Source organism: Aliiglaciecola sp. 3_MG-2023 (assembly GCF_030548205.1).
In the GTDB taxonomy this organism is placed as follows: domain Bacteria; phylum Pseudomonadota; class Gammaproteobacteria; order Enterobacterales; family Alteromonadaceae; genus Aliiglaciecola.
Genome location: NZ_JAUORV010000008.1, coordinates 54,709 through 74,470, shown reverse-complemented (window position 1 = coordinate 74,470; position 19,762 = coordinate 54,709). Strand labels below are relative to the sequence as shown.

Below are 19,762 nucleotides of genomic sequence, written 5' to 3'. Positions count from 1 at the left end.
TATTTAAAGCATTAAAATTTTTATAACGTAAAAGCGTTCTTGATAAAATACGTCCAGTGGACACCAAGACTGCTTACCATTATTCATATGCTGGGTATGGATTTATACGCATAAAATAACTCGCCTAATTGGCAATTTAGGTGACTTGGCAGATATTTCTAACCCGCACAGAGGTTTTTACGTTTTTTATCCAGTGTAGTATTTTTTGGCATGTCACACCATACAGACGGTTGTGCTCAATCGATTTAATGTTAACTAAACAACGTTGTTTAAGTAGGAACAGAACAAACTGGGCAATCTCCATGCTTTTTTACCGCGAATGTTTGCCATTGCATGGTCATTGCATCAAATAACATTAATTTATTACTTAACGAATGGCCAAAATCAACCAGTATTTTAATCCCTTCTAACGCTTGCATTGCGCCAATGATCCCCACCACAGGAGAAAGCACGCCAGCATCCACGCAGCTCAATTGCTGCTCCCCAAAGAATCGACTTAAACAGCCATAACAGGCATCATTGTTTTGCGGTTGCATGCTAAATATTTGCCCTTCCATGCGAATCGCCGCCCCAGACACCAACGGAATATTTGCTTGCAAACAAGCTCGATTCAATTGATTTCGGGTGGCTAAATTATCGCTACAATCCAATACAATATGATGCTTGGCTAAGACCATTTCTAAGGTTTTGTCATCTAAACGTTGCTGGATGGTATTGATTGTTGTTTGACTATTGATGGACGTTAATTTCTCTTTTGCAGATTCGCATTTACGCTTTCCAATATCAGACTCATGATGCAAAACCTGTCGTTGTAGATTTGAATGCTCCACCACATCATCATCGACCAAGGTTATTCCAGCTACCCCACTGGCCACCAAATATTGAGCGGCTGCACAACCCAAGCCGCCAACACCGATTAACAAGATGTTTTTAGTCAGTAAACGCTCTTGCTTATCTAGGTCAAACCCAGGCAACATAATCTGCCGACTGTAACGCATGGCTTGTTGATGAGTAAGCGGTTTGGGGTTATCAAGCTGGCTCATTTACTAATCAATCCTTGTTGAATCGATTGACGATAGGCACTTATGGCTGGAATACATGCGATTAAAAAGGTAGCACCACTGACAAGGCCAATAATCGCCAATGAACGTAATCCTAAAATGCTATTTTCAATAAATAAACCGTATTCAGCACTTAACCATTTAGCACCAAATTGAAAACCTAACCAAACCAATATCAACGCAATGACACTAGCAAATAGGCTAAGCAGCATTGCTTCCATCTGAATCAACAAAAAAATCACTCTTGAATGGGCACCTATGGCACGAAGAATTGCCATTTCATGTCGTCGCTCTCTAACCGTGGTGAGTAACATCGTCCCTAAGCCAAGTAATGAAGAAAACAAAATAAGTGCCGAGATAAATAACAACATGTTCTCAACATTGCCAACCAATTGCCACAATTCAGAAAATGCCACTCCAGGTATAATGGCTAACATAGGCTCTTTTTTGTATTGATTTATCCCGCGCTGTAATTGAAACAATTGCATTTTCGAGTTCAATCCAATAAACATGGCTGTCACACCATCGATGTCTATATCGACTTGCTCACCAGCTTCTATCTGGTGAAGAATTTCGTCAATTTCAGACTCACTTTTGTGAGCAGCTTCCAAGCCAGCTAAACTAACATGAATGGTTTGATCTACTGGCGTGCCTGTGGGTTCTAAAATCCCTTTTACAACAAAGGGAGAATGGGAATGTTTAGTAAAGCTAACCTCAGCTAAGCCATGGGACATCTCAATTTCATCCCCTAATTGATAATTGAGCTTTTTGGCAACGGCGGCACCTATTACTGCATCAAAAGTTGATAATAATTGTGTCCCTTGTGCCAGAACTAAAGGTTGTTTACTGCCGTATTGAAAGTGTTGAAAGTAATTATTGTTGGTACCCAAAACCCGAAAACCGCGATGGGAGTCTCCCAATGCAATAGGTATTATCCACTTAACACTGGGTAGTTTTGCCAACGCTTGGTAACTATCCCAAGACACATTATTCGTTGGGTTACCTATTCGAAATACCGAGTACAGCAGCAAATTGGATTGCCCTGTTGGCGCACCAACTATAAGATCGACACCAGAAATAGTTCGACCAAAACTGTCTTTAGCTTGAATTCTGAGATGCTCGACACTGAGCAGCAGGGAAACACTCACTATTATGGATAACATGGTGAGTAGTACCGCCGTTAGACGATGATTCAGGCTCTTTAAAGCAATACTGAGTATCATTCACTTATCTCCCCTGCTTGGTTGATATCAGCAAGTTTAATATGCTGTTCAAAATAGTCTGCCAAGCTTAAATCGTGGCTCACAAACAATAAGGTAAACTGATAGCGTTTAGCGCTATCCATCAGTAGTTGCATGAAACTGTCTCGCGCAGAAGAATCAAGGGCAGAAGTCGGTTCATCGACAATTAGTAGCTCAGGTTGATTAATCAGCGCACGTGCAATTGCCACCCGTTGCTGCTGACCAACGCTAAGTTGGCTTGCCGGTGCCTGGAGCAATGTAGATGGCAGGTTCAGTTGCTGACAAATATTGATAATCGTCTCAGTTGTAGCGACTTTGAGTCCCTTACCAAAATATGCGGCTAATTCAATATTCTGTTTCACACTAAGATAAGGGATCAAATTAAACTGTTGGAAAACCACACCAATATGTTCTGCTCGGAATCGATCTCGCTTACTCTCAGAAAGTGCTGAAAAAGCTTGCCCCAATATTGATATACTGCCACTAGATGGCTGCAAAGTACCACAAATCAGGTTTAGCAAGGTACTCTTACCTGAGCCAGATTGACCAGAAATAAAAACAGTTTGGTTTTCTTCTACTTGCCACTTTTTAATGTCAATTGTGAGACCTTGCGCCTCCCCTAAATTCGAAGGGCGTGGACTAGGATAACCAAAAGTCACATTGTCAAATTCGATAGACCATCGCTGAGTTGTCATAAAACCTGTTTCTATGCTGTTGTTTGCATTCACTTTATCTTGTCACTGCTTCAGAAACAAACGCTTATGGTTGAATCTATCTTAGTTCACGATGAATGTAGTTTACCTTAGTTCACTCTATCCCTTAGGAAACTCAGGGATTCAAACTGGGCTTCTAGTTAAACATTCAATTTCTCACAGGTTTAGCACAACACATCAAAGTAAGATTAATCATTAAACAAAGGGATTTAAACTCGCAAAATCGCCAAATACACTTACTTAATGAAATAAGTAAGTGTATTTGTGACAAACAATGGGTCTATATATTGAAAGCAAAAGATAAACACATGACCTTGAACATCGCTGAAATATTTGAATCAGAAGCCAAAACCATGACGGAGTGATTTCCTTATCGCTAGGGGGCATTTCAAGTAGCCCCCTGTTGCTGTGTTATTAAGCTAACCTTTGGTTTAGTGTGACAGATAACTATGCTCTGACTTCATACTTAGCATCACGTATTCAGTTAGCAACACGCTTTTTTAATATCATCCATGGAGCAGGTGATCACACTGACGTTTTGATAACCCACTCTTGCCAATTGTTCCGCTCCAAGTGCGGCGCGCAATGAAGACGCACAATGCAAGTAAATAGGACGATTAGGATCTTTCTCCATCTCTAGCATCTTGACTTCCAACAGTCCTCTTGGGACATTCACAGCGCCACTTGCAGAACCAGCTTCAAATTCTGCCGGCTCTCGCACATCGATAATGATTCCATTATTCTGTTCTCGCTCAGCATTCGCTTCTTTGGCAGTTATAGTTCGGACATTTTGTCTCGCTTCTTGTAGTAGATCAGGAATCGTTTTTAGCATGGTGCCTCCTATTGTTATTTTCTGTCTTTGGTTACAAAAACCATGAATACGATGTTTAATTGATATTTATAAAATTGGCCGTTGACTAATTTCATTTTCAAGTTCAACTATATGTGGCCCAAGGTTTACGGTTTCATCAATTTCAGTTCGTTTTTGAGCACTAGATTGGTTATGTTCATACTGCTGAATGGAAACTAAATTATCTATCATAGCCTGAGTGACTAGCCTAATCCCTTTTGGACTAATTCGAAAGCCTCGTTTTTTATCCTCTTGCATATTGATGCCAATTTTAAGACCATCTGGAATATGACAATTTTGATCAATAATGCATCGAGTTACCCGAACATTTTTGCCAATAGTTACATTGGGTAAAATCACCGAATCAACTAAGTTTGCTCCCTCTTCAACCCTCACATTGGTGCATAATAAAGAACCACTGATAGAGCAGAATTGTAAAAATGTACCGTTTGCCAAGAGTGAATCTTTTATCCGTGCACTTCGCCCTAATTCGTCACTAACAATTTGAGTGGGTGCATGGCAGCTGGGGTTACTCCAAATTGGCCAGTGGACATCATTTACTTTTGCCGCAGGATGAGGCCCTAACAACGCCATATTTGCCTGCCAATAGGCATCAATAGTACCGACATCTTTCCAATAAACTTCTTTTTCATCACTTTGTGTATGAAAACGATAGGCGTGTATATGGGATTGTTGAATGATTTTGGGAATAATATCTTTGCCGAAATCATGCTGTGAACCAACATCATTGGCATCTTTTTCCAATTGCTGGGTGAGAAAGTCCATGGAAAATACATAATTCCCCATTGAGGCTAAAACATTTCCAGGGGAGTCTTGCAAACATTGGGGATCCTGGGGTTTTTCTTCGAATGAGATGATCCTGTCGCAACTATCAACATTCATCACACCAAATTTACCTGCAGCTTCAATTTTAGGCATCTCAATACATGACACTGTCATATCTGCTTTTGAACGTACGTGATCGGCTAATAATGTTCGATAATCCATTTTATATATATGATCACCGGATAAAACCAAAATGAATTTTGCGTTACTAGACTTCAAAAATGCTAAGTTTTGGTAAAGTGCATTGGCAGTTCCACTATACCAGTCGGTATTAAGTTGCTGAGACGCTGGCATAATTTCCAGAAAAGTATTAAACCCTCTTTGGTAATTCGTCCACCCGTTGACCAAATGTCGTATCAGGCTTTGGGCTTTATATTGAGTCACAACAGCAATTCTTTTAAGTCCTGAGTTGGCGCAATTTGACAGCGGGAAATCAATAATTCGATGGGTACAACCAAACTCCAAAGCAGGTTTAGCTCTGGACTCAGTTAACTCATGCAACCTGCTCCCCTGACCTCCCGCGAGCAGCACAACATAGGTATCATCAAGAATTTCATTAATATTTATTTGCTGCGTAGACATGGATCACCTCACACTGAAATCTAATAGGACGAACCCCTGCCCTAGCTTTAAGTAAAGCACTTTTTAACAAACTCGTATTGATCCTAGTCAATGGGGGAATGAGAAATGTGAATTTTTTGATACAAATTTGATATTAAAGCTAAGACCAAGAGAACAATAAATCAAAACCCAATAGGTCACTTTAAAAAATGACCTTGATGTTATCTTTCAGCCATTCAATTGAGTGACCTTTTAATTTGGCTTTTAATCATTTCAAACCTTGCTGGCATATGGCGATTACGCTTTTTAACTAAATATAAGGTCTCCGCGACAACGCTATTGATGTCCAAAATTTTTAATCCCCTGGCTAATGCAAAGTTATTGACTGTGCTTCGCGGCAATACGGTAAAACCCAACCCTTGGGAAACCGGCAACAAAATTTGATGTATCTGATTCACATAACCTTTGGTTTTTATATTACGCACATCTAAGTTGGTCAAAATCGTTTCATCACAATGGGCAAGGTACAAACGTAGGTAATGGTCAATATCTGGATGGCGAATTAACCCTAACTTTGTTATCTCATCTGCCAGGGTATCCCAGCCCAGTGATTTAGTAGAAGGAAACACCAAAACCAGCTCCTCTTTGCCTATAATTTCACTTGAAAAAAGCAGAGGATCGGGCTTTTGAGTTACAATACCTAAATCCGTTTGACCATTGCTAATTTGCTGTAAAATTCGGTTATTCGGTGCTGCTTCTAAATGTATAACCAAATTTTCGTACTTTTTTTGCAGCTCAATAAAACTAGAATATAGTAACGTAGCCAAAGAACCAGAACAGGATAACGCGCAAGTTCCAGCGGTTTTGTCGTTAGCCCCTAAGGTCTCAAAAAAATCAGATTCATGCTGTTGACTGGTTAAAATATAGTTGTACAACAGCTCTCCTGAGTGGGTTATATCAAATGATTTTTTTTGTCGTTTTATTAAATCATAACCGCAAGCCGCTTCTAACTTCTGAATATGTTGACTCACGCCAGGTTGGGTCATGTGCAACACCTCAGCTGTGCGGGTGAAGTGGCGATTTTCTATTAAGGTTTTAAAGGTATTTAACCAAACAGGATTTAACTTCATAAAATTTTGTTATCAAAATAATAATTATTGATAATTTACCACAATATAAAATACTTTGTAGTATGGATTCCAAGTTAAAACAGACTATGGAGTCAGCAACAATGATACCTAACAAACAATACCCACGTGCCTTCTCGCACATTGGAATTTCAGTGCCAAACTTAGAAAAAGCCGTCGAATTTTATACCAAGACCCTAGGTTGGTATTTGATAATGGAACCCACAGAAATACTCGAAGACACTAGCCCCATCGGTGAAATGTGTACTGATGTGTTTGGTGCTGGCTGGAAGAGCTTCAAAATAGCCCATTTATCCACAGGTGATCGAGTAGGTGTGGAAATTTTTGAGTTTAACAATCAACAAAATCCAGATAATAACTTCGAATATTGGAAAACGGGTATCTTCCACTTTTGTGTTCAAGATCCAGACGTAGAAGGGTTAGCTGAACAAATAGTCGCTGCGGGAGGTAAGAAACGTATGCCAGAACCACGTTATTATTACCCTGGTGAAAAGCCATATCGGATGATTTATATGGAAGACCCTTTTGGCAATATTTTAGAAATTTATAGCCACAGCTATGAGCTAATTTATTCAAGCGGTGCATATAATTAACCGCTAAGCGCTAGGTTAAGCGGGCACAAGCAAAATAGAAAAGATAAACACGGCAACCATAATGGTTGCCGCTAAATTATCCGAGATTATTGATCACTGCTGGATATCAAAACGATCCGCTGTCATTACCTTTGACCAAGCCTTAACAAAATCATCGACAAACTGTTGTTTTCCATCATCAGAAGCATAGGCTTCAGAGACAGCTCGCAACTCTGAATTTGAACCGAAAATAAGATCAACAGGGGTTGCTGTCCATTTCAACTTCCCACTTTCCCAGTCTCTACCTTCATATAGTCCCTCTTGGTCATTGGACTTGCTCCACTTAGTGGACATATCAAGCAAATTAATGAAGAAATCATTATTTAAACTATTCGTATCCTCAGTCAGAACCCCATGTTTACTTAGATCTGCATTAGCTCCCATGGTTCGCATTCCTCCCACCAGTACGGTCATTTCAGGCACCGTTAGATTGAGGGTATTTGCCCTATCCACTAACTTAACAGCAGGTGAATAAGCGGCGCTTGTTGCGTAATAGTTTCTAAAACCATCTGCAGCGGGTTCTAGGACGGCAAAGGACGCGGCGTCAGTTTGTGCTTGAGTAGCATCGACTCTGCCAGGGTAAAAAGGAACGTCAACGTCAAAGCCTGCATTTTTGGCTGCTTTTTCAATTGCTGCGGCGCCACCTAGAACGATGACATCTGCCAAGGATACTTTTTTGCCTCGTTTTAATTTTCTGTTGAACTCGTTTTGAACGGACTCTAACGTAGCTAAAACCCGTGACAATTGCTGGGGATTATTGACTTCCCAATCCTTTTGAGGCGCGAGTCGAATTCGCGCACCATTAGCACCGCCACGCATATCAGTGGCTCTAAAACTAGCTGCTGAGGCCCAGGCGGTTGTAACCAGATCAGCAATGGATAAATCTGTATCAAGTATTGCCGTTTTAAGCTTTCTAATATCCCTGTCACTTATGATTTTGTAATCCACTTGGGGCAAGGGGTCTTGCCAAATTAAGTCGACTTTTGGCCCATCTTCTCCAACATAGCGCGAACGCGGCCCCATATCCCGATGGGTTAATTTGAACCAGGCTTTAGAAAACGCTAATTCGAACTCTTTAGGATCCTCTTGAAAACGTTTAGCAATCTCCCGATAAATAGGGTCAACCTTTAACGACAAGTCTGTGGTAAACATAATGGGTGCATGACGTTTAGACGCGTCATGGGCGTCGGGTACTAAGTTTGCTCCAGCGTTGTCTTTTGGTATCCATTGTGTCGCGCCTGCTGGGCTTTTGGTTTTAACCCATTCGAAGCCAAATAAATTGTCTAAATATTGACTTGTCCAAGCCGTTGGATTAACCGACCATGCACCTTCGAGACCGCTGGTGATAGTGTCTTCTGAATGGCCTTTGCCACATTTGTTTTTCCAACCCAATCCCTGTTCTTCAATACCGGCAGCAGCGGGTTCTGCATCCAAGCATTCTTCGGGTTTGTGCGCTCCATGGGCTTTTCCAAATGTATGCCCACCAGCAATTAGCGCCACAGTCTCTTCGTCATTCATTGCCATGCGACCAAAGGTATCTCGAATATCTTTTGCCGCGAGCAATGGATCAGGGTTGCCATTAGGCCCCTCTGGGTTGACATAAATCAGTCCCATCTGCACTGCGGCAAGGGGCTTTTGCAGTTCCCGCTCACCGCTGTAGCGCTCGTCAGCTAACCAAGTCGTTTCTGGTCCCCAAAAGACCATATCCGGTTCCCAATCATCTTCGCGGCCCCCTGCAAAACCATAAATCGTAAAGCCCATTGATTCCATGGCAACATTCCCAGTTAATACCATCAAATCAGCCCAAGAAATTTTTCGGCCGTATTTTTGTTTTATTGGCCATAGTAAGCGCCTTGCTTTGTCTAAACTGACATTATCTGGCCAACTATTGAGGGGTTCAAATCGCTGCTGTCCACCAGCGCCCCCGCCTCTGCCATCAGACATTCTGTAGGTACCAGTGCTATGCCACGCCATGCGCACGAAAAAAGGCCCATAATGCCCATAGTCGGCTGGCCACCATGGCTGGGAGTTTGTCAAAACAGCCTTAATATCTTTTTTTACTGCATCAAGATCGAGTGTTTTAAATGCCTCAGCATAATTGAACTCATTTCCATATGGGTTTGAGCGCGGATCGTGCTGCCGTAGAGGCTGTAAATTGAGTTTATCCGGCCACCAAAAATGCATATTTTTTTGAGTTTCAGAAGCACTTACTGAATAGGTAGCCAGCCCTGGCGATAAAGCAATAGAAATAGCGGCAACAATAGGAAGCGTACGTTTGAACATGGTTAAGTCCTGTAGTCGGTTTGTATGAGTGCAAACAAACTATAGACCTAAAATCAACGTCTGAGGTGCGTTTGGTTATTGGAAAAATAGATTACCCTAATCGCTTTTAACAATTAATTAACATACACATCAAATACTTTAACTATCAATTACTTAGAGGTTGATTCATTGAGTGCTTTGAATGTTTTGATTGGCTTTGTGTTCACTGAGGCTATCCACTCGATTTACAAATATTGAGTCTACAAAAGGGCCAGATCCTTTTAGGTTAGCTATCATTCAATATCGGCTGTTTTTTACTTGGCTAAAATTTCATAGATTTTTAGCAAAGGAAATTGATGTACTTCGACTATTATCACCCCAAAACAACCTTAGTGACTTAATCCAATTTCAACTTAACATTCATCTTCTTTTCGTCGAGTAGTAGCAGCTAAGGGAAAGCGCCATTATTGATTAACACCACCCTAGCGTAACCCATTAATATCAGTAGCGTTAAAGTGCCTCGTCGTTCTCTTCGCCAGTACGAATACGAATAGCTTGCGCCACTGGAGTAACAAATATCTTTCCGTCACCAATTTTACCGGTAGCAGCCACTTCCATAATCGCTTCAATACAACGTTCCACCTCTGAATCTGTTACCACCAATTCTATTTTAACTTTAGGTAAAAAATCCACATTGTACTCTGCCCCACGATAAGTCTCTTTATGACCTTTTTGTCTGCCATAACCTTTTACTTCAGTCACGGTTAGGCCAGTGACACCAACATCCGTCAGCGCTGCTCTAACTTCATCAATTTTAAACGGTTTGATAATCGCTTCTATCTTTTTCATTCGATTTCCCAATTCATAAGTAAAGGTTTAGATTTAAAAATGGTATATGATTTTCAACTGTTTATACATCAAGTTTTTTTAATACACCGCATTCACCAATAGAATGACCTGCAGAACAAGAGGATGCAATTTCAGTTAAAACGAGCTGCAAGCGCGCTAATTCTTCCATGCGTTTCGACACTTCTTGAATATGTTGATTGACCATTTGATTGACGGATTCACAACTTTTATCTGGCTCTTCTCGCAAAATAATCAGTTGTTTAATTTCGTTTATGGAGATACCTAGAGAACGACATTGACGAATAAAGGTTAACTGTTTTAATGCATCATCATCATAAGCACGGTAATTACTCGCGTTACGTAGTGGTTGATTAAGCAAACCTTGTTTTTCATAAAAACGGATAGTTTGCACGGAACAGCCGGATTTTTTAGCAACTAGACCTATTTTCATTTCCATCATCGAAAACTTGACTCTATAGTAACTATAGACTTTACACTTGTATTTATCAGTCATCAATATTGGAGTGACCTGTAATGCACTACACTCATTATGCGAAACCCTTTGTGCAACATAAAATAGTCCTAGCTGAGCAGGCAAAAAACAATGGCAAGCTAGAAAACGCATTTAGCTTTTTAGAAGATGCCCATGTCATTGCTCAAAAATCCACTTACTTACATTGTCTTGTCCATTACTTAATGCTAAAACATGGTTTAATAACCCTGAGTTTGATGGAAATTGCCGGTCAGGCATTCCGACTAGTCGGAGCGTTGACAAAAACCTGGATTGGCTTAATACCCACTGGTAATACTGGCGGCACCAATGTCAGCCCTTTTAAACCTTTGCCAATATCTGCAAATAATCAAAAAATTATTGATGAGATAGAACAACAAATACGTCAACGAATAAACCAATAGGAAAAACAAAAATCGTCATGGGTAAACACTCTCATCAGCAAGGTCATTCTCATACTCATGCTCATGCTCATGCTCATGCTCATGCTCATCAGCATACGGCGTCTAACCGAATTGGCTGGGCATTTTTTTTAAATGTCACTTTTACTATCATCGAATTTATTGGGGGATGGTTAACCAACAGCACCGCAATTATGGCCGATGCGGTGCATGATTTAGGCGATAGCTTAGCAATTGGTACTGCTTGGGGCCTGAATAAACTAGGCGAAAAAGATGCCAATCAGGTATTCACATATGGCTTCAAACGTTTTTCATTGTTGGGTGCATTAGTAAATAGTTTGGTGCTTATTGTGGGTTCCATTTGGATTATGTTTGAAGCCATACCTAGACTCAGTAATCCTGAAATGCCCCACACCGAAGGGATGTTTGCCTTAGCTATTTTTGGTATTTTAGTTAACGGTTATGCAGCTTATAAACTAAGTGATGGTGGAACGTTAAATGAACGGGTATTAAATTGGCATTTAATAGAGGACGTTTTAGGCTGGGTTGCTGTGCTGATAGTATCTGTTGTATTAATGTTTAAACCCTGGCCAATTTTAGATCCTATTTTATCCATCGCTTTTACCTTATTTATTCTCATCAATGTATTAAAAAACCTGAAAATGACCCTGGTACTTTTTCTTCAAGCCACACCAGACAATACCACTCGTGAAGCCGTAAAACGTATTCTGTTGTCTCCTAGTAGTGTAGATGATGTGCACCATCTACACATTTGGTCATTGGATGGAGAGCAACACGTTATGACTGCACATTTGGTTTTAAACGAACAAATTGGCGTTCCCATCATGAAAGAAATAAAAGCGGATCTTCATGCTCAATTGGCCCAATTTAACCTCGCTCATACCACAATAGAATTCGAGTTTTCAGACGAAACATGTCGCGATAGCTAGAAAGCAATACTTTTATACCTGCAATTACAAACCCAAATTAGCAAGTCAGGGTTTGTAATCGCGATCAGTATTGTCCTGCAATAATAAGCTGTCAGCTAAACGCCTCACTCTGTATCATCAGCTTCTACTCCACCATTGATCATCCTATCGGCAATATCATTAGGATCTTGATCAAACAGTAGGTAGGCTCGTTCATTAAGCAGTCGAATAAAAGCGATGGGAGTCAGTTGTAGAATTTCTTGAGCAGTATAAGGCAAGGGTTCTTCATTGAGAGTTTGTCGCTCGGTGACAATTTCAGCAAAAGTGGACGAAATTAAATGTTGAAAATCATCTGGATATTGATTTATTGGTTTAGCTAATTGAGTCAGTAGTGTATCCATATCTTCGCCATTTAATTGCGATGATAAATACAGCCCCATTACAACAGTGTCGGCTCTAGTAGACGACGGCAACCCATTTACATCCCAATTAAACACGTCAGCCATGGCTAAACTTGTAAGAATAGGACGGACAAAGATTTCAGTGGCAATGCCTCCAACTATTGAGCCTACTATTTCACCCGCAGCTTCTAATCCTTCTGCAAAAGCAATAATCCCCTCTGCGGCTGCTTGGGTTAGTTCAACGATTGCCCTACCTAGGGCTAGTGAACCGCAATACACAGCACAACCTGCGGCAATTGCCACTTCAATCACAATTACCACTTTTCTAGCAATTTGTTCAGCACCAATGATGGCAGTCGATGAGGCCCCACGGGAGATTAACATAGCTCTTAATCTAGCCCGAATGGCCTCTGCACTGGCCGCTCTGACCGCCACAAGACCGATTTTTCCATGCACAATGAACGTTAAAAGTAGTTGCACAATTTTTAGCGGAGTATAGGTTTGAAATGCTAATTCAAAGCGTCTAAATGCCACACTGGCCTGCGCCTGTGAATAGGTCGCTTTGTATTCTTCCCAAACTGCCTGTAGTAATAAACCCGTTAAATCTCGCCAAATAGACGGTGGTACTCCTAGTTCACATAGAATAAAACATAAGAGTAAGCCAGGATCTTGACCGACTTGTTCTGGGGTTAAATCACCTTCAGGGGTTCTTTGGATCCAGCCACTGGCATCATCGCTTTTTTTACTAACAACACCATTAGCCCCACCTTGTTGGACTACGTGAGTCAATTCGTGAGCTAACAAATGCATACTATTTGGATGATGAGCCCGATACGCTCCTTGATTAAAAACGATATGATTACCATAGGTAAAAGCTTTCGCCTGTATTCCTTTGGCCGCTTGATTTGCTTCACTGTTGGTGTGTAATCGCACCCCTTCAAATGAATGGTTAAAGCGGCTAGAGAAAAATCGATTCTCCGCAGTAGACAAAGGACTTCCCTTACCATTTAAGCTATTAACGTAAGAGCTCAATCGGTTGGGTTGTTGATTTTGAGTATCAGACTGCCTGGCAGCTGCGTTATCCTTCTTGGTCGATGCCTGTGGAGAATGAAGACGAGAAATATGACTCACCTTGCTGCTATTGCCGCTCATCACTTGATTAGCAACAGCATCGGCTTCTTGCTCATAAACATCATTGGCTGCACTCACGGTTAATTTTGGTTGTACCGATAAAGGCTCCTCCTGCTCTTGTTCACAGTGTTCACACTTACGTTGAATGACGTTGCTTGGCATATTGTTGCTAGCCAACCGCTCCCACAAGGGATTAACTGATGTTCTAATCCCAGGTCCGACTCCCCCTTGCTTGCTTGATGTATGCTCAGGGAAATTACCTGAATGGAAAGCATCAGCAGGCTTTTTTGCCGCTTTCGCTGCACAGGTTTGATGCTGACTGTCACCCGTTGACTGAGCTTTCAACATAAGACTTCCCCTAACCTGACTAGTTAAGCTTTAAGAACAAATTCTTATTCATGTTCTTATCTGTTGCAGTGGGAATATGCGCGTCTAGTTTTGCCATGCGGGTTGCTACCCCGGCATCTTGCAACACCTTTTTTAATGCTCGCGCTTGGGTATCAGCGATTTTTACCGATTCAGCAGAGTCATCTTCACTAATGAGTTCAATACTTTTAATTTGCGTAGAAGAATCCTTTAAACTCTGCAATTCCTTCTCTAACTCGTCGTCTCGAATCACTTGATTGTTTTCATCAAACCTAACCACCCGCGCCAAATTTCCTGGTACCTCATTAATCACTTTGCCAGGCGCTATCAAAATAAAAGTGATCACTGGGCAATTACTCGGAAACGAATCACGCTGACTCCCTTGAACCACATGATTTGAATCGTTATTTAGGTTAAGTAACTCAGCAATGGCTTGGCTTTGTAGTTGCGTATGTTCCTCGTCGGGTTTGTGATAAAAACTGCCGTTGTCATCGACTATTGGTTTGATGCTGGAAAAATATGAAATTGCATTGGAGGTACTCAAGATTTCCTGCAGAGCAATATTGTTGCTTAGGTGAGATTGCCAGTTATTGCTAAATAGTTGTTTAGAACTTGCTTCAAATTCAGCGGTATCCCAATAAAATTGCAAGGCATTAAGGTCATAGTAAGCCGCCTGGTTGCGACCGACATCTATGTCAAAATCAATCAGAATAATATCTAGTGCTGCCCTTTGCGCCTCATCGACTTGTTGTCCGGCAATAATTTCAATATCGAAGGCCGCGGATGTAACTAAATACACTTGATGACACTGGGTGGCACTAACAAGAACCGTGGCTTTTTGGCACTCATCAAACATACCTAGCGGAATGCTAATGGTATCCATATTGTCGTTAGGATTGTCACTGGCTATTCCAAGGGTATTCACAACTTGATTGGTTTGCTTAAAGGTTATGTGTGCGTTATTGGGGTCTTCTAGGGGATGCAGCGCACCTGCATGGGTCGTGGTGAAACTCCCCGCTTCCTGCCAGGCCGCTTTTAAATCATCTCCTTGTTGTTGTGAGGTAAACTCCCCGGTACCTGTCTTAAACAGCGGTTTCACATTTAACTTACTAGCATTATCAAATTCAAACACATTATCTAAGGTGATATTTGATCCCGGTTCATATTTTTCTACGAAAGTGTTGATCCTAAATAACACGTCCTCGGGATTAGAAGTAACAACTTGATATACCCTGTGGCAATCAGTTTCCACTTGTTGCTCAGCTTGCTTAATAAAATACACTATGGCACCGTCGCGCCCCTGTGCATTTAACGATGAGGGTAATGTTTGTTTGACCACAATCGGCATATTCGTTGCGAAATTGCTCACATCATCTAATACCGCGCTTGTGCTATTCACCCGTGAAGTTGCAATAGCATTACCTTCTTTAACCACATCACCGGTGCTTGCAATAGCGGCTATTATGGTTTGTCCTTGACCAGGCAGCATGGACTTCCATGCTTCTTGCAAAGTGTTGTGAGAACTATTTATCACCGCTGAACTAGCAGAGAATATAACCTCAACGACTGGCTCTGCTTGGTCTACAGTAGTCTCGAATGCCCTGTCCAATGCGGCCAGTAATTTTTCAGTACTGGTATCTTCTGAGACTTCCACAAGATAAATTTGATATTGTCTGGTTTCTTGCACAACCTCTGGGACGGAATCCCCCTCACAAATTTTACTTCGTCTTCGATGAAATAAAACCCAGGGGTATTGCCCTTTAACTATCAACTCATCGGGCATTTTAACCGGTGGGGGAAATAATAGATGACTGGCACTTTCTACAAACCCAGGGTTATCAAGGGCACCTGCTATTTGATTGAGAGCCACCAAAGACTTGTTATAAAAAGGGTTTCCTGGGGTGAGCACCTGATCATCAGGTACAAACCTTGCCGATAAAAAGTTAACTTCGCTAGGTTTTCCCTCTACAAGGGTACTTAGCTGACCGACGACTTCACATTCTCCGGCCTCATTCCAGGTTTGTGTATAAGTCATGTCGACTAAATCCGAGTTTCCAAATAGTGACGGACTGGGAATATTAATGACAATATTTGCGCCTTTATCGGTAACTTCTCGACTAAGTACGATATCGTCGTTAAGACTAGCGCTTGATACCTGTTTTTTAGGAACGCCGTTATGGGTGGTGGTGTACTGCAATATACTGTCGCCCACAAAACGACCTACTAATCTTCTGGTTTGCTCGCGCTGGGCCACATTTTCAATAATCACTTGCCCACTGATATTTAACTCAACTATGGTATCAAGGGTAATATCTCGATCATTGCCGGCATACACTAAACTCATTTCCAAAATAAAACGGGCTGATACTTGTGCTCTTGCACCTGAGTTTAGGACGAAAACATTTTTATCAGATTGCAACTGACCCCATAAATTAATATCTGTTTTTATTTTTTGACCGTCAACTTGGGTAGACGCAGAATTTTCAGTGGCTAAATAAAAGCCCAATTTATCGTCTAGATTTTCGCCTCTGGCTGCGCCTGTCATATCTTTACCAAAGTCTAGATTGCCTGCAGACAAATTTACCTCGCTCACACTTGCACGAGAGCTCAATGATGCAGAACGCATGACCATTTCGTCACGAATACTATTTTTGTCCAATGAGTCTTTAAATGCGTCGGCGACTAAATGCAACATCATGCCAAGGATAGTATCTGATGAATCAATATGCCCTTGGAAAGCAGGTTGATTTTGCACTGGTTTAGAGCGATTAATTTGCCCTTCGGGAACCAATATATCCACCTCTTGCAAGTTCTCGGGATTATCCAAACCTGATAACAAACATATGCGTTGCATATGTTGTGCTTCTTCTAGAGCATGATGAACAAAATCAGGGCGCACAGCACAGAACCGTAAATCGACTCCTGGGCCCATTAATTGACGAACTTGATGATTAATTGATAGAGATGAATCAGCCACCACAGGTAGATAGCCAGCGCTGGGCAACTCGACAATCCCGCAATCGATGAGTAATTGCTGACTCAACTGACTGTTTCCAACGGCTTGCAGTCGGTCGATACTGGCCTGTAATTCTTGCACATCTATGCCAGTCATATTGAATTGAGATAGGTTATCACTCTGAGGGGTAATACTGCCTTTTGAAATAATACTGGCTTGTGTCTCTTTGCTGGCAAATTGCACTTCATTGGCTACCGACACTTCACTTGCTGCCGGTACTTCTCTGGCTCCCGACACTTCTGTGGCTCCCGACACTTCTGTGGCTCCCGGTACTTCTGTGGCTCCCGGCAGTCTCTCAATCTGGGTGAGCTTTGCTGACACATTGGTGTAATAACTCAATAACTGTTGCATGTCGGCTGCTGCACTTTTGATCAGGGTTTTCTCTTCAGCACAAGGATCACTGGTAACAGGTGGGTTTTGCGGATCAAAACTCCCCAAACAATCCCGTAATTGACATTGAAATTGTAATATTTGAGCTAAATAAATTTGCCAGTTTCGCATCCCCATGCGTGCCGCCCAATATTGCTGCGGTGGTGGTACAATGCGCTCACGACGAGCGCCCCAAGCATCTAAAAATACCAGGGTATCACCCACTTTTGATAACATACCAATGGCAATCCCTTCCCCCGTTAGCGCTTCAGCGCCCAAACACCAAGTTGCAGCGTTTAGGCCCTGCTGGCTAATCAAAGACGAAATGGTATTCTTTTCTTGCTCAAAAAAGGCACTTACCGTGCGAGAACGAAGATGCTTTTGGGTTAAGGCCACTTGATTAGAATCTTTAAGTGCCTCGGTTAATCTAAGAGGCACAGCACGGATACTCAATCCCTCAACAATGTGGGTACGTTGAGTACTGCTAATGCAAGCTTCGGAACATAATTTACCATACACATCTTCTTCACCACAGTAGGCTTCCAGATGATATACAACGAGCAAGTACAATTCTTGATTGGCAACAATATTATTTGCTGCCAATTCAGCACTGCGCAATTCACAGGTTTTAAAATCGCTGCTCGTCAGCGTAGCAGAAGTCTCCACTTCTTTAGATGCTAGTGCTGCCGCAGAACTACTATTGTCAGCCAATAATTGGTTAACCGTTACTTCGATATCCTGGCTTAATACCAGCGCTCTTCCTTGCCAGTCATAGCCCAGTCCAGCACTAATTGTTATTCGTTGACCAGAGGTTAAACTGCAATCAAAGCCATTTACAATCCCCCCACCTGCCGCTTGATTTGATAAGCGGATCTGATTCAATAATGCGGCTTGCTCTAATTGTAAATCAGGCGCGCGTAAAAACTTACCATCAAAATAATTTAAACGAGTAAGTGGACTGGCGCTGTCAATCACAGTATATCCGCTAGCGTTCCCCAACTGAGTTGAATTGCTTGATATATTACCAGTAACACTGGTCGTTTTAAGACTGCTCATGATCCACTCCTTGTTTTAAACATGTAGATAAAATCATTGCCCTGAAAAACCGAACCAGCAGGACTGTCTATACCACCCGCTAAGGGAATTCGATTACGACCTAAAATGGGAGTTCCACCAGTCCCTTTCACAATTAACCTAACTAGAACGCCAGCGGGAGCATCTCGCAGTTCAATCTGCAAACGATTCTCAGAACTGTTGTAAGACACTGTTTTAATATCGCAATTTACCCAGCCATCTCGGGTATCAAAGGCAGTTACACTGATCCCTTTGGCGTCCACACTGGCTTTCATTAACGGGGAACCAACAACCTGCATATTGATATGTTCGCTTCCTTGCATCGCAACACTTTGTGCATCAATGCGCGGTCCTCCGGCATCATCATCGGGAACTTCAGGAAGACTAGGTTCTGCAGTTTGTGGGGAATGACAACTACCACATAATAGCCGTTGCAAAGTAGATGTCGGCAACAAATACGGTCGAACGAAGGGATCCACAACACCATCAATTAGCTGCCAGCTTTGTTGCTGTTTATGTAATCTTAATCCTTGTAAATTGGCTAACAACACCTTGCAAGGAGGTTGTTGCGGAAAACTGCCAAATTGACTGGTATCGAGATTAGTTTGTGGCCTGATATCCATGCCATCCAACACCGCGAAATGGGTGAACCACTTTTGACATAGTGCCGCTTTTTGTTGTTCTTCTGCAGCCATAATCTGTGCTTTAGCCTGCAACACTTCAGCGTCACTATCTAGTACGTTTCCGTCGTCATCTTCTCTGGCTTCTTGCAAACCAAATAACACATTTAAGCGGTGATATTCTGTCACAGATGAAGCCTGATATTCGCCAGCTCTCAGATACACTTTTACGGTTTCAACCACACGAGAATAAGCCGTTGAAGTGCTACTAGCATCACAACTTTCACTCAGTGCAGGCACTTGCCGAGTTAAACAACTATGAAACTCCAAGGTTACATGGGCATCAAAGATCACATCACCGGTTTCTTCATCATGGGTGACAGCTTGTTGCACTGCCACGTCATCTTGATTGGCTTCGTACCAGGCAGCTAAATTTAAACATGCTGCTTGTTCGAGTAATAATTCTCTACCCACGGCATCCATAGCCAATCCAGGTGTGACTTTCACTTCGCCGAGAAATGCGACCTCGTCGGTATCTTCACTTTCCCGTTGGGGCAAGCTCACGTCAAGGCCCCAAACCACTCCCTGGCCGTGAAGCCATGCGTTGTGATACCACATTTTCCCTCGATGATAGGCATCCAACGTTTGAAAATCGTCGACCCCTAAAAGCATCCCAAAATGCACATACAGAGATCGAAATGGATCCACTGGCAGCATTTGGTTGGATAAGCCAGCAGTTCCTGACGTTTGATTCACTAATGCTTCTGCGCTCACAATAATT

The 19,762-nt window shown here is 41.9% G+C and carries 15 protein-coding genes; 3 read left to right on the top strand and 12 right to left on the bottom strand.

Going from position 1 to position 19,762, the window contains the following annotated elements:
• Positions 1-269: 269 nt before the first annotated feature.
• The 6 genes from moeB to Q4574_RS10825 form a co-directional block, all read right to left on the bottom strand.
• Positions 270-1,043 (bottom strand): molybdopterin-synthase adenylyltransferase MoeB, encoded by a 774-nt coding sequence (gene moeB / locus Q4574_RS10850; protein ID WP_303474134.1) that lies wholly within the window; start codon positions 1,041-1,043, stop codon positions 270-272.
• Positions 1,040-2,284 (bottom strand): ABC transporter permease, encoded by a 1,245-nt coding sequence (locus Q4574_RS10845; protein WP_303474133.1) that lies wholly within the window; start codon positions 2,282-2,284, stop codon positions 1,040-1,042. The genes moeB and Q4574_RS10845 overlap by 4 nt, the downstream gene beginning before the upstream one ends.
• A complete protein-coding gene (locus Q4574_RS10840; protein ID WP_303474132.1) occupies positions 2,281-2,997 on the bottom strand; it encodes an ABC transporter ATP-binding protein in 717 nt (238 codons plus the stop codon). Before Q4574_RS10840 ends, Q4574_RS10845 begins: the two co-directional genes overlap by 4 nt.
• Positions 2,998-3,499: 502 nt before the next feature.
• Entirely contained in the window at positions 3,500-3,847 is a 348-nt protein-coding gene (locus tag Q4574_RS10835) for a rhodanese-like domain-containing protein (protein WP_303474131.1), read from the bottom strand.
• Positions 3,848-3,913: 66 nt separating this feature from the next.
• Entirely contained in the window at positions 3,914-5,293 is a 1,380-nt protein-coding gene (glgC, locus tag Q4574_RS10830) for a glucose-1-phosphate adenylyltransferase (protein ID WP_303474129.1), read from the bottom strand.
• 215 nt (positions 5,294-5,508) lie between these two features.
• Positions 5,509-6,402 (bottom strand): LysR family transcriptional regulator, encoded by an 894-nt coding sequence (locus Q4574_RS10825; RefSeq protein ID WP_303474128.1) that lies wholly within the window; start codon positions 6,400-6,402, stop codon positions 5,509-5,511.
• A gap of 101 nt (positions 6,403-6,503) precedes the next feature.
• Here Q4574_RS10825 and Q4574_RS10820 point away from each other — a divergent pair, with 101 nt between their 5' ends.
• The gene (locus Q4574_RS10820) at positions 6,504-7,013 is read left to right on the top strand and encodes a lactoylglutathione lyase family protein (RefSeq protein WP_303474127.1); all 510 of its coding nucleotides are present in this window, start codon (positions 6,504-6,506) and stop codon (positions 7,011-7,013) included.
• Between the two features lie 93 nt (positions 7,014-7,106).
• Here Q4574_RS10820 and katG read toward each other — a convergent pair whose 3' ends face one another.
• The 3 genes from katG to Q4574_RS10805 form a co-directional block, all read right to left on the bottom strand.
• Positions 7,107-9,335 carry a catalase/peroxidase HPI gene (gene katG, locus Q4574_RS10815; RefSeq protein WP_303474126.1) on the bottom strand — a complete coding sequence of 743 codons (2,229 nt, stop codon included), beginning with the start codon at positions 9,333-9,335 and terminating at the stop codon, positions 7,107-7,109.
• 489 nt (positions 9,336-9,824) lie between these two features.
• Positions 9,825-10,163 (bottom strand): P-II family nitrogen regulator, encoded by a 339-nt coding sequence (locus tag Q4574_RS10810; RefSeq protein WP_303474124.1) that lies wholly within the window; start codon positions 10,161-10,163, stop codon positions 9,825-9,827.
• A 61-nt stretch (positions 10,164-10,224) separates the two neighbouring features.
• The gene (locus tag Q4574_RS10805; protein WP_303474122.1) at positions 10,225-10,614 is read right to left on the bottom strand and encodes a Cd(II)/Pb(II)-responsive transcriptional regulator; all 390 of its coding nucleotides are present in this window, start codon (positions 10,612-10,614) and stop codon (positions 10,225-10,227) included.
• Positions 10,615-10,697: 83 nt separating this feature from the next.
• On the opposite strand from Q4574_RS10805, the gene Q4574_RS10800 reads away from it, so the two are divergent.
• Positions 10,698-11,078: a DUF3703 domain-containing protein gene (locus Q4574_RS10800; RefSeq protein ID WP_303474121.1), complete on the top strand. Its 381-nt coding sequence runs from the start codon at positions 10,698-10,700 to the stop codon at positions 11,076-11,078.
• A 17-nt stretch (positions 11,079-11,095) separates the two neighbouring features.
• Positions 11,096-12,025 (top strand): cation diffusion facilitator family transporter, encoded by a 930-nt coding sequence (locus tag Q4574_RS10795; RefSeq protein ID WP_303474120.1) that lies wholly within the window; start codon positions 11,096-11,098, stop codon positions 12,023-12,025.
• A gap of 104 nt (positions 12,026-12,129) precedes the next feature.
• Here Q4574_RS10795 and Q4574_RS10790 read toward each other — a convergent pair whose 3' ends face one another.
• Genes Q4574_RS10790 through Q4574_RS10780 form a run of 3 tightly spaced genes read right to left on the bottom strand, consistent with a single transcriptional unit; the run spans position 12,130 to position 19,755 of the window.
• Positions 12,130-13,884, bottom strand: coding sequence for a DUF4157 domain-containing protein (locus Q4574_RS10790; protein ID WP_303474119.1), 1,755 nt, complete (start codon positions 13,882-13,884; stop codon positions 12,130-12,132).
• Positions 13,885-13,903: 19 nt separating this feature from the next.
• Entirely contained in the window at positions 13,904-18,343 is a 4,440-nt protein-coding gene (locus Q4574_RS10785) for a hypothetical protein (RefSeq protein WP_303474118.1), read from the bottom strand.
• Positions 18,340-19,755, bottom strand: a complete 1,416-nt coding sequence (locus Q4574_RS10780) for a hypothetical protein (RefSeq protein ID WP_303474117.1) — start codon at positions 19,753-19,755, stop codon at positions 18,340-18,342. The genes Q4574_RS10785 and Q4574_RS10780 overlap by 4 nt, the downstream gene beginning before the upstream one ends.
• Between the last annotated feature and the right edge of the window lie 7 nt (positions 19,756-19,762).

Bases quoted from the DNA above. Each gene is read 5' to 3' on its own strand.
- moeB (WP_303474134.1), bottom strand. From the start codon at position 1,043: ATGAGCCAGCTTGATAACCCCAAACCGCTTACTCATCAACAAGCCATG.
- Q4574_RS10845 (WP_303474133.1), bottom strand. From the start codon at position 2,284: ATGATACTCAGTATTGCTTTAAAGAGCCTGAATCATCGTCTAACGGCG.
- Q4574_RS10840 (WP_303474132.1), bottom strand. From the start codon at position 2,997: ATGACAACTCAGCGATGGTCTATCGAATTTGACAATGTGACTTTTGGT.
- Q4574_RS10835 (WP_303474131.1), bottom strand. From the start codon at position 3,847: ATGCTAAAAACGATTCCTGATCTACTACAAGAAGCGAGACAAAATGTC.
- glgC (WP_303474129.1), bottom strand. From the start codon at position 5,293: ATGTCTACGCAGCAAATAAATATTAATGAAATTCTTGATGATACCTAT.
- Q4574_RS10825 (WP_303474128.1), bottom strand. From the start codon at position 6,402: ATGAAGTTAAATCCTGTTTGGTTAAATACCTTTAAAACCTTAATAGAA.
- Q4574_RS10820 (WP_303474127.1), top strand. From the start codon at position 6,504: ATGATACCTAACAAACAATACCCACGTGCCTTCTCGCACATTGGAATT.
- katG (WP_303474126.1), bottom strand. From the start codon at position 9,335: ATGTTCAAACGTACGCTTCCTATTGTTGCCGCTATTTCTATTGCTTTA.
- Q4574_RS10810 (WP_303474124.1), bottom strand. From the start codon at position 10,163: ATGAAAAAGATAGAAGCGATTATCAAACCGTTTAAAATTGATGAAGTT.
- Q4574_RS10805 (WP_303474122.1), bottom strand. From the start codon at position 10,614: ATGAAAATAGGTCTAGTTGCTAAAAAATCCGGCTGTTCCGTGCAAACT.
- Q4574_RS10800 (WP_303474121.1), top strand. From the start codon at position 10,698: ATGCACTACACTCATTATGCGAAACCCTTTGTGCAACATAAAATAGTC.
- Q4574_RS10795 (WP_303474120.1), top strand. From the start codon at position 11,096: ATGGGTAAACACTCTCATCAGCAAGGTCATTCTCATACTCATGCTCAT.
- Q4574_RS10790 (WP_303474119.1), bottom strand. From the start codon at position 13,884: ATGTTGAAAGCTCAGTCAACGGGTGACAGTCAGCATCAAACCTGTGCA.
- Q4574_RS10785 (WP_303474118.1), bottom strand. From the start codon at position 18,343: ATGAGCAGTCTTAAAACGACCAGTGTTACTGGTAATATATCAAGCAAT.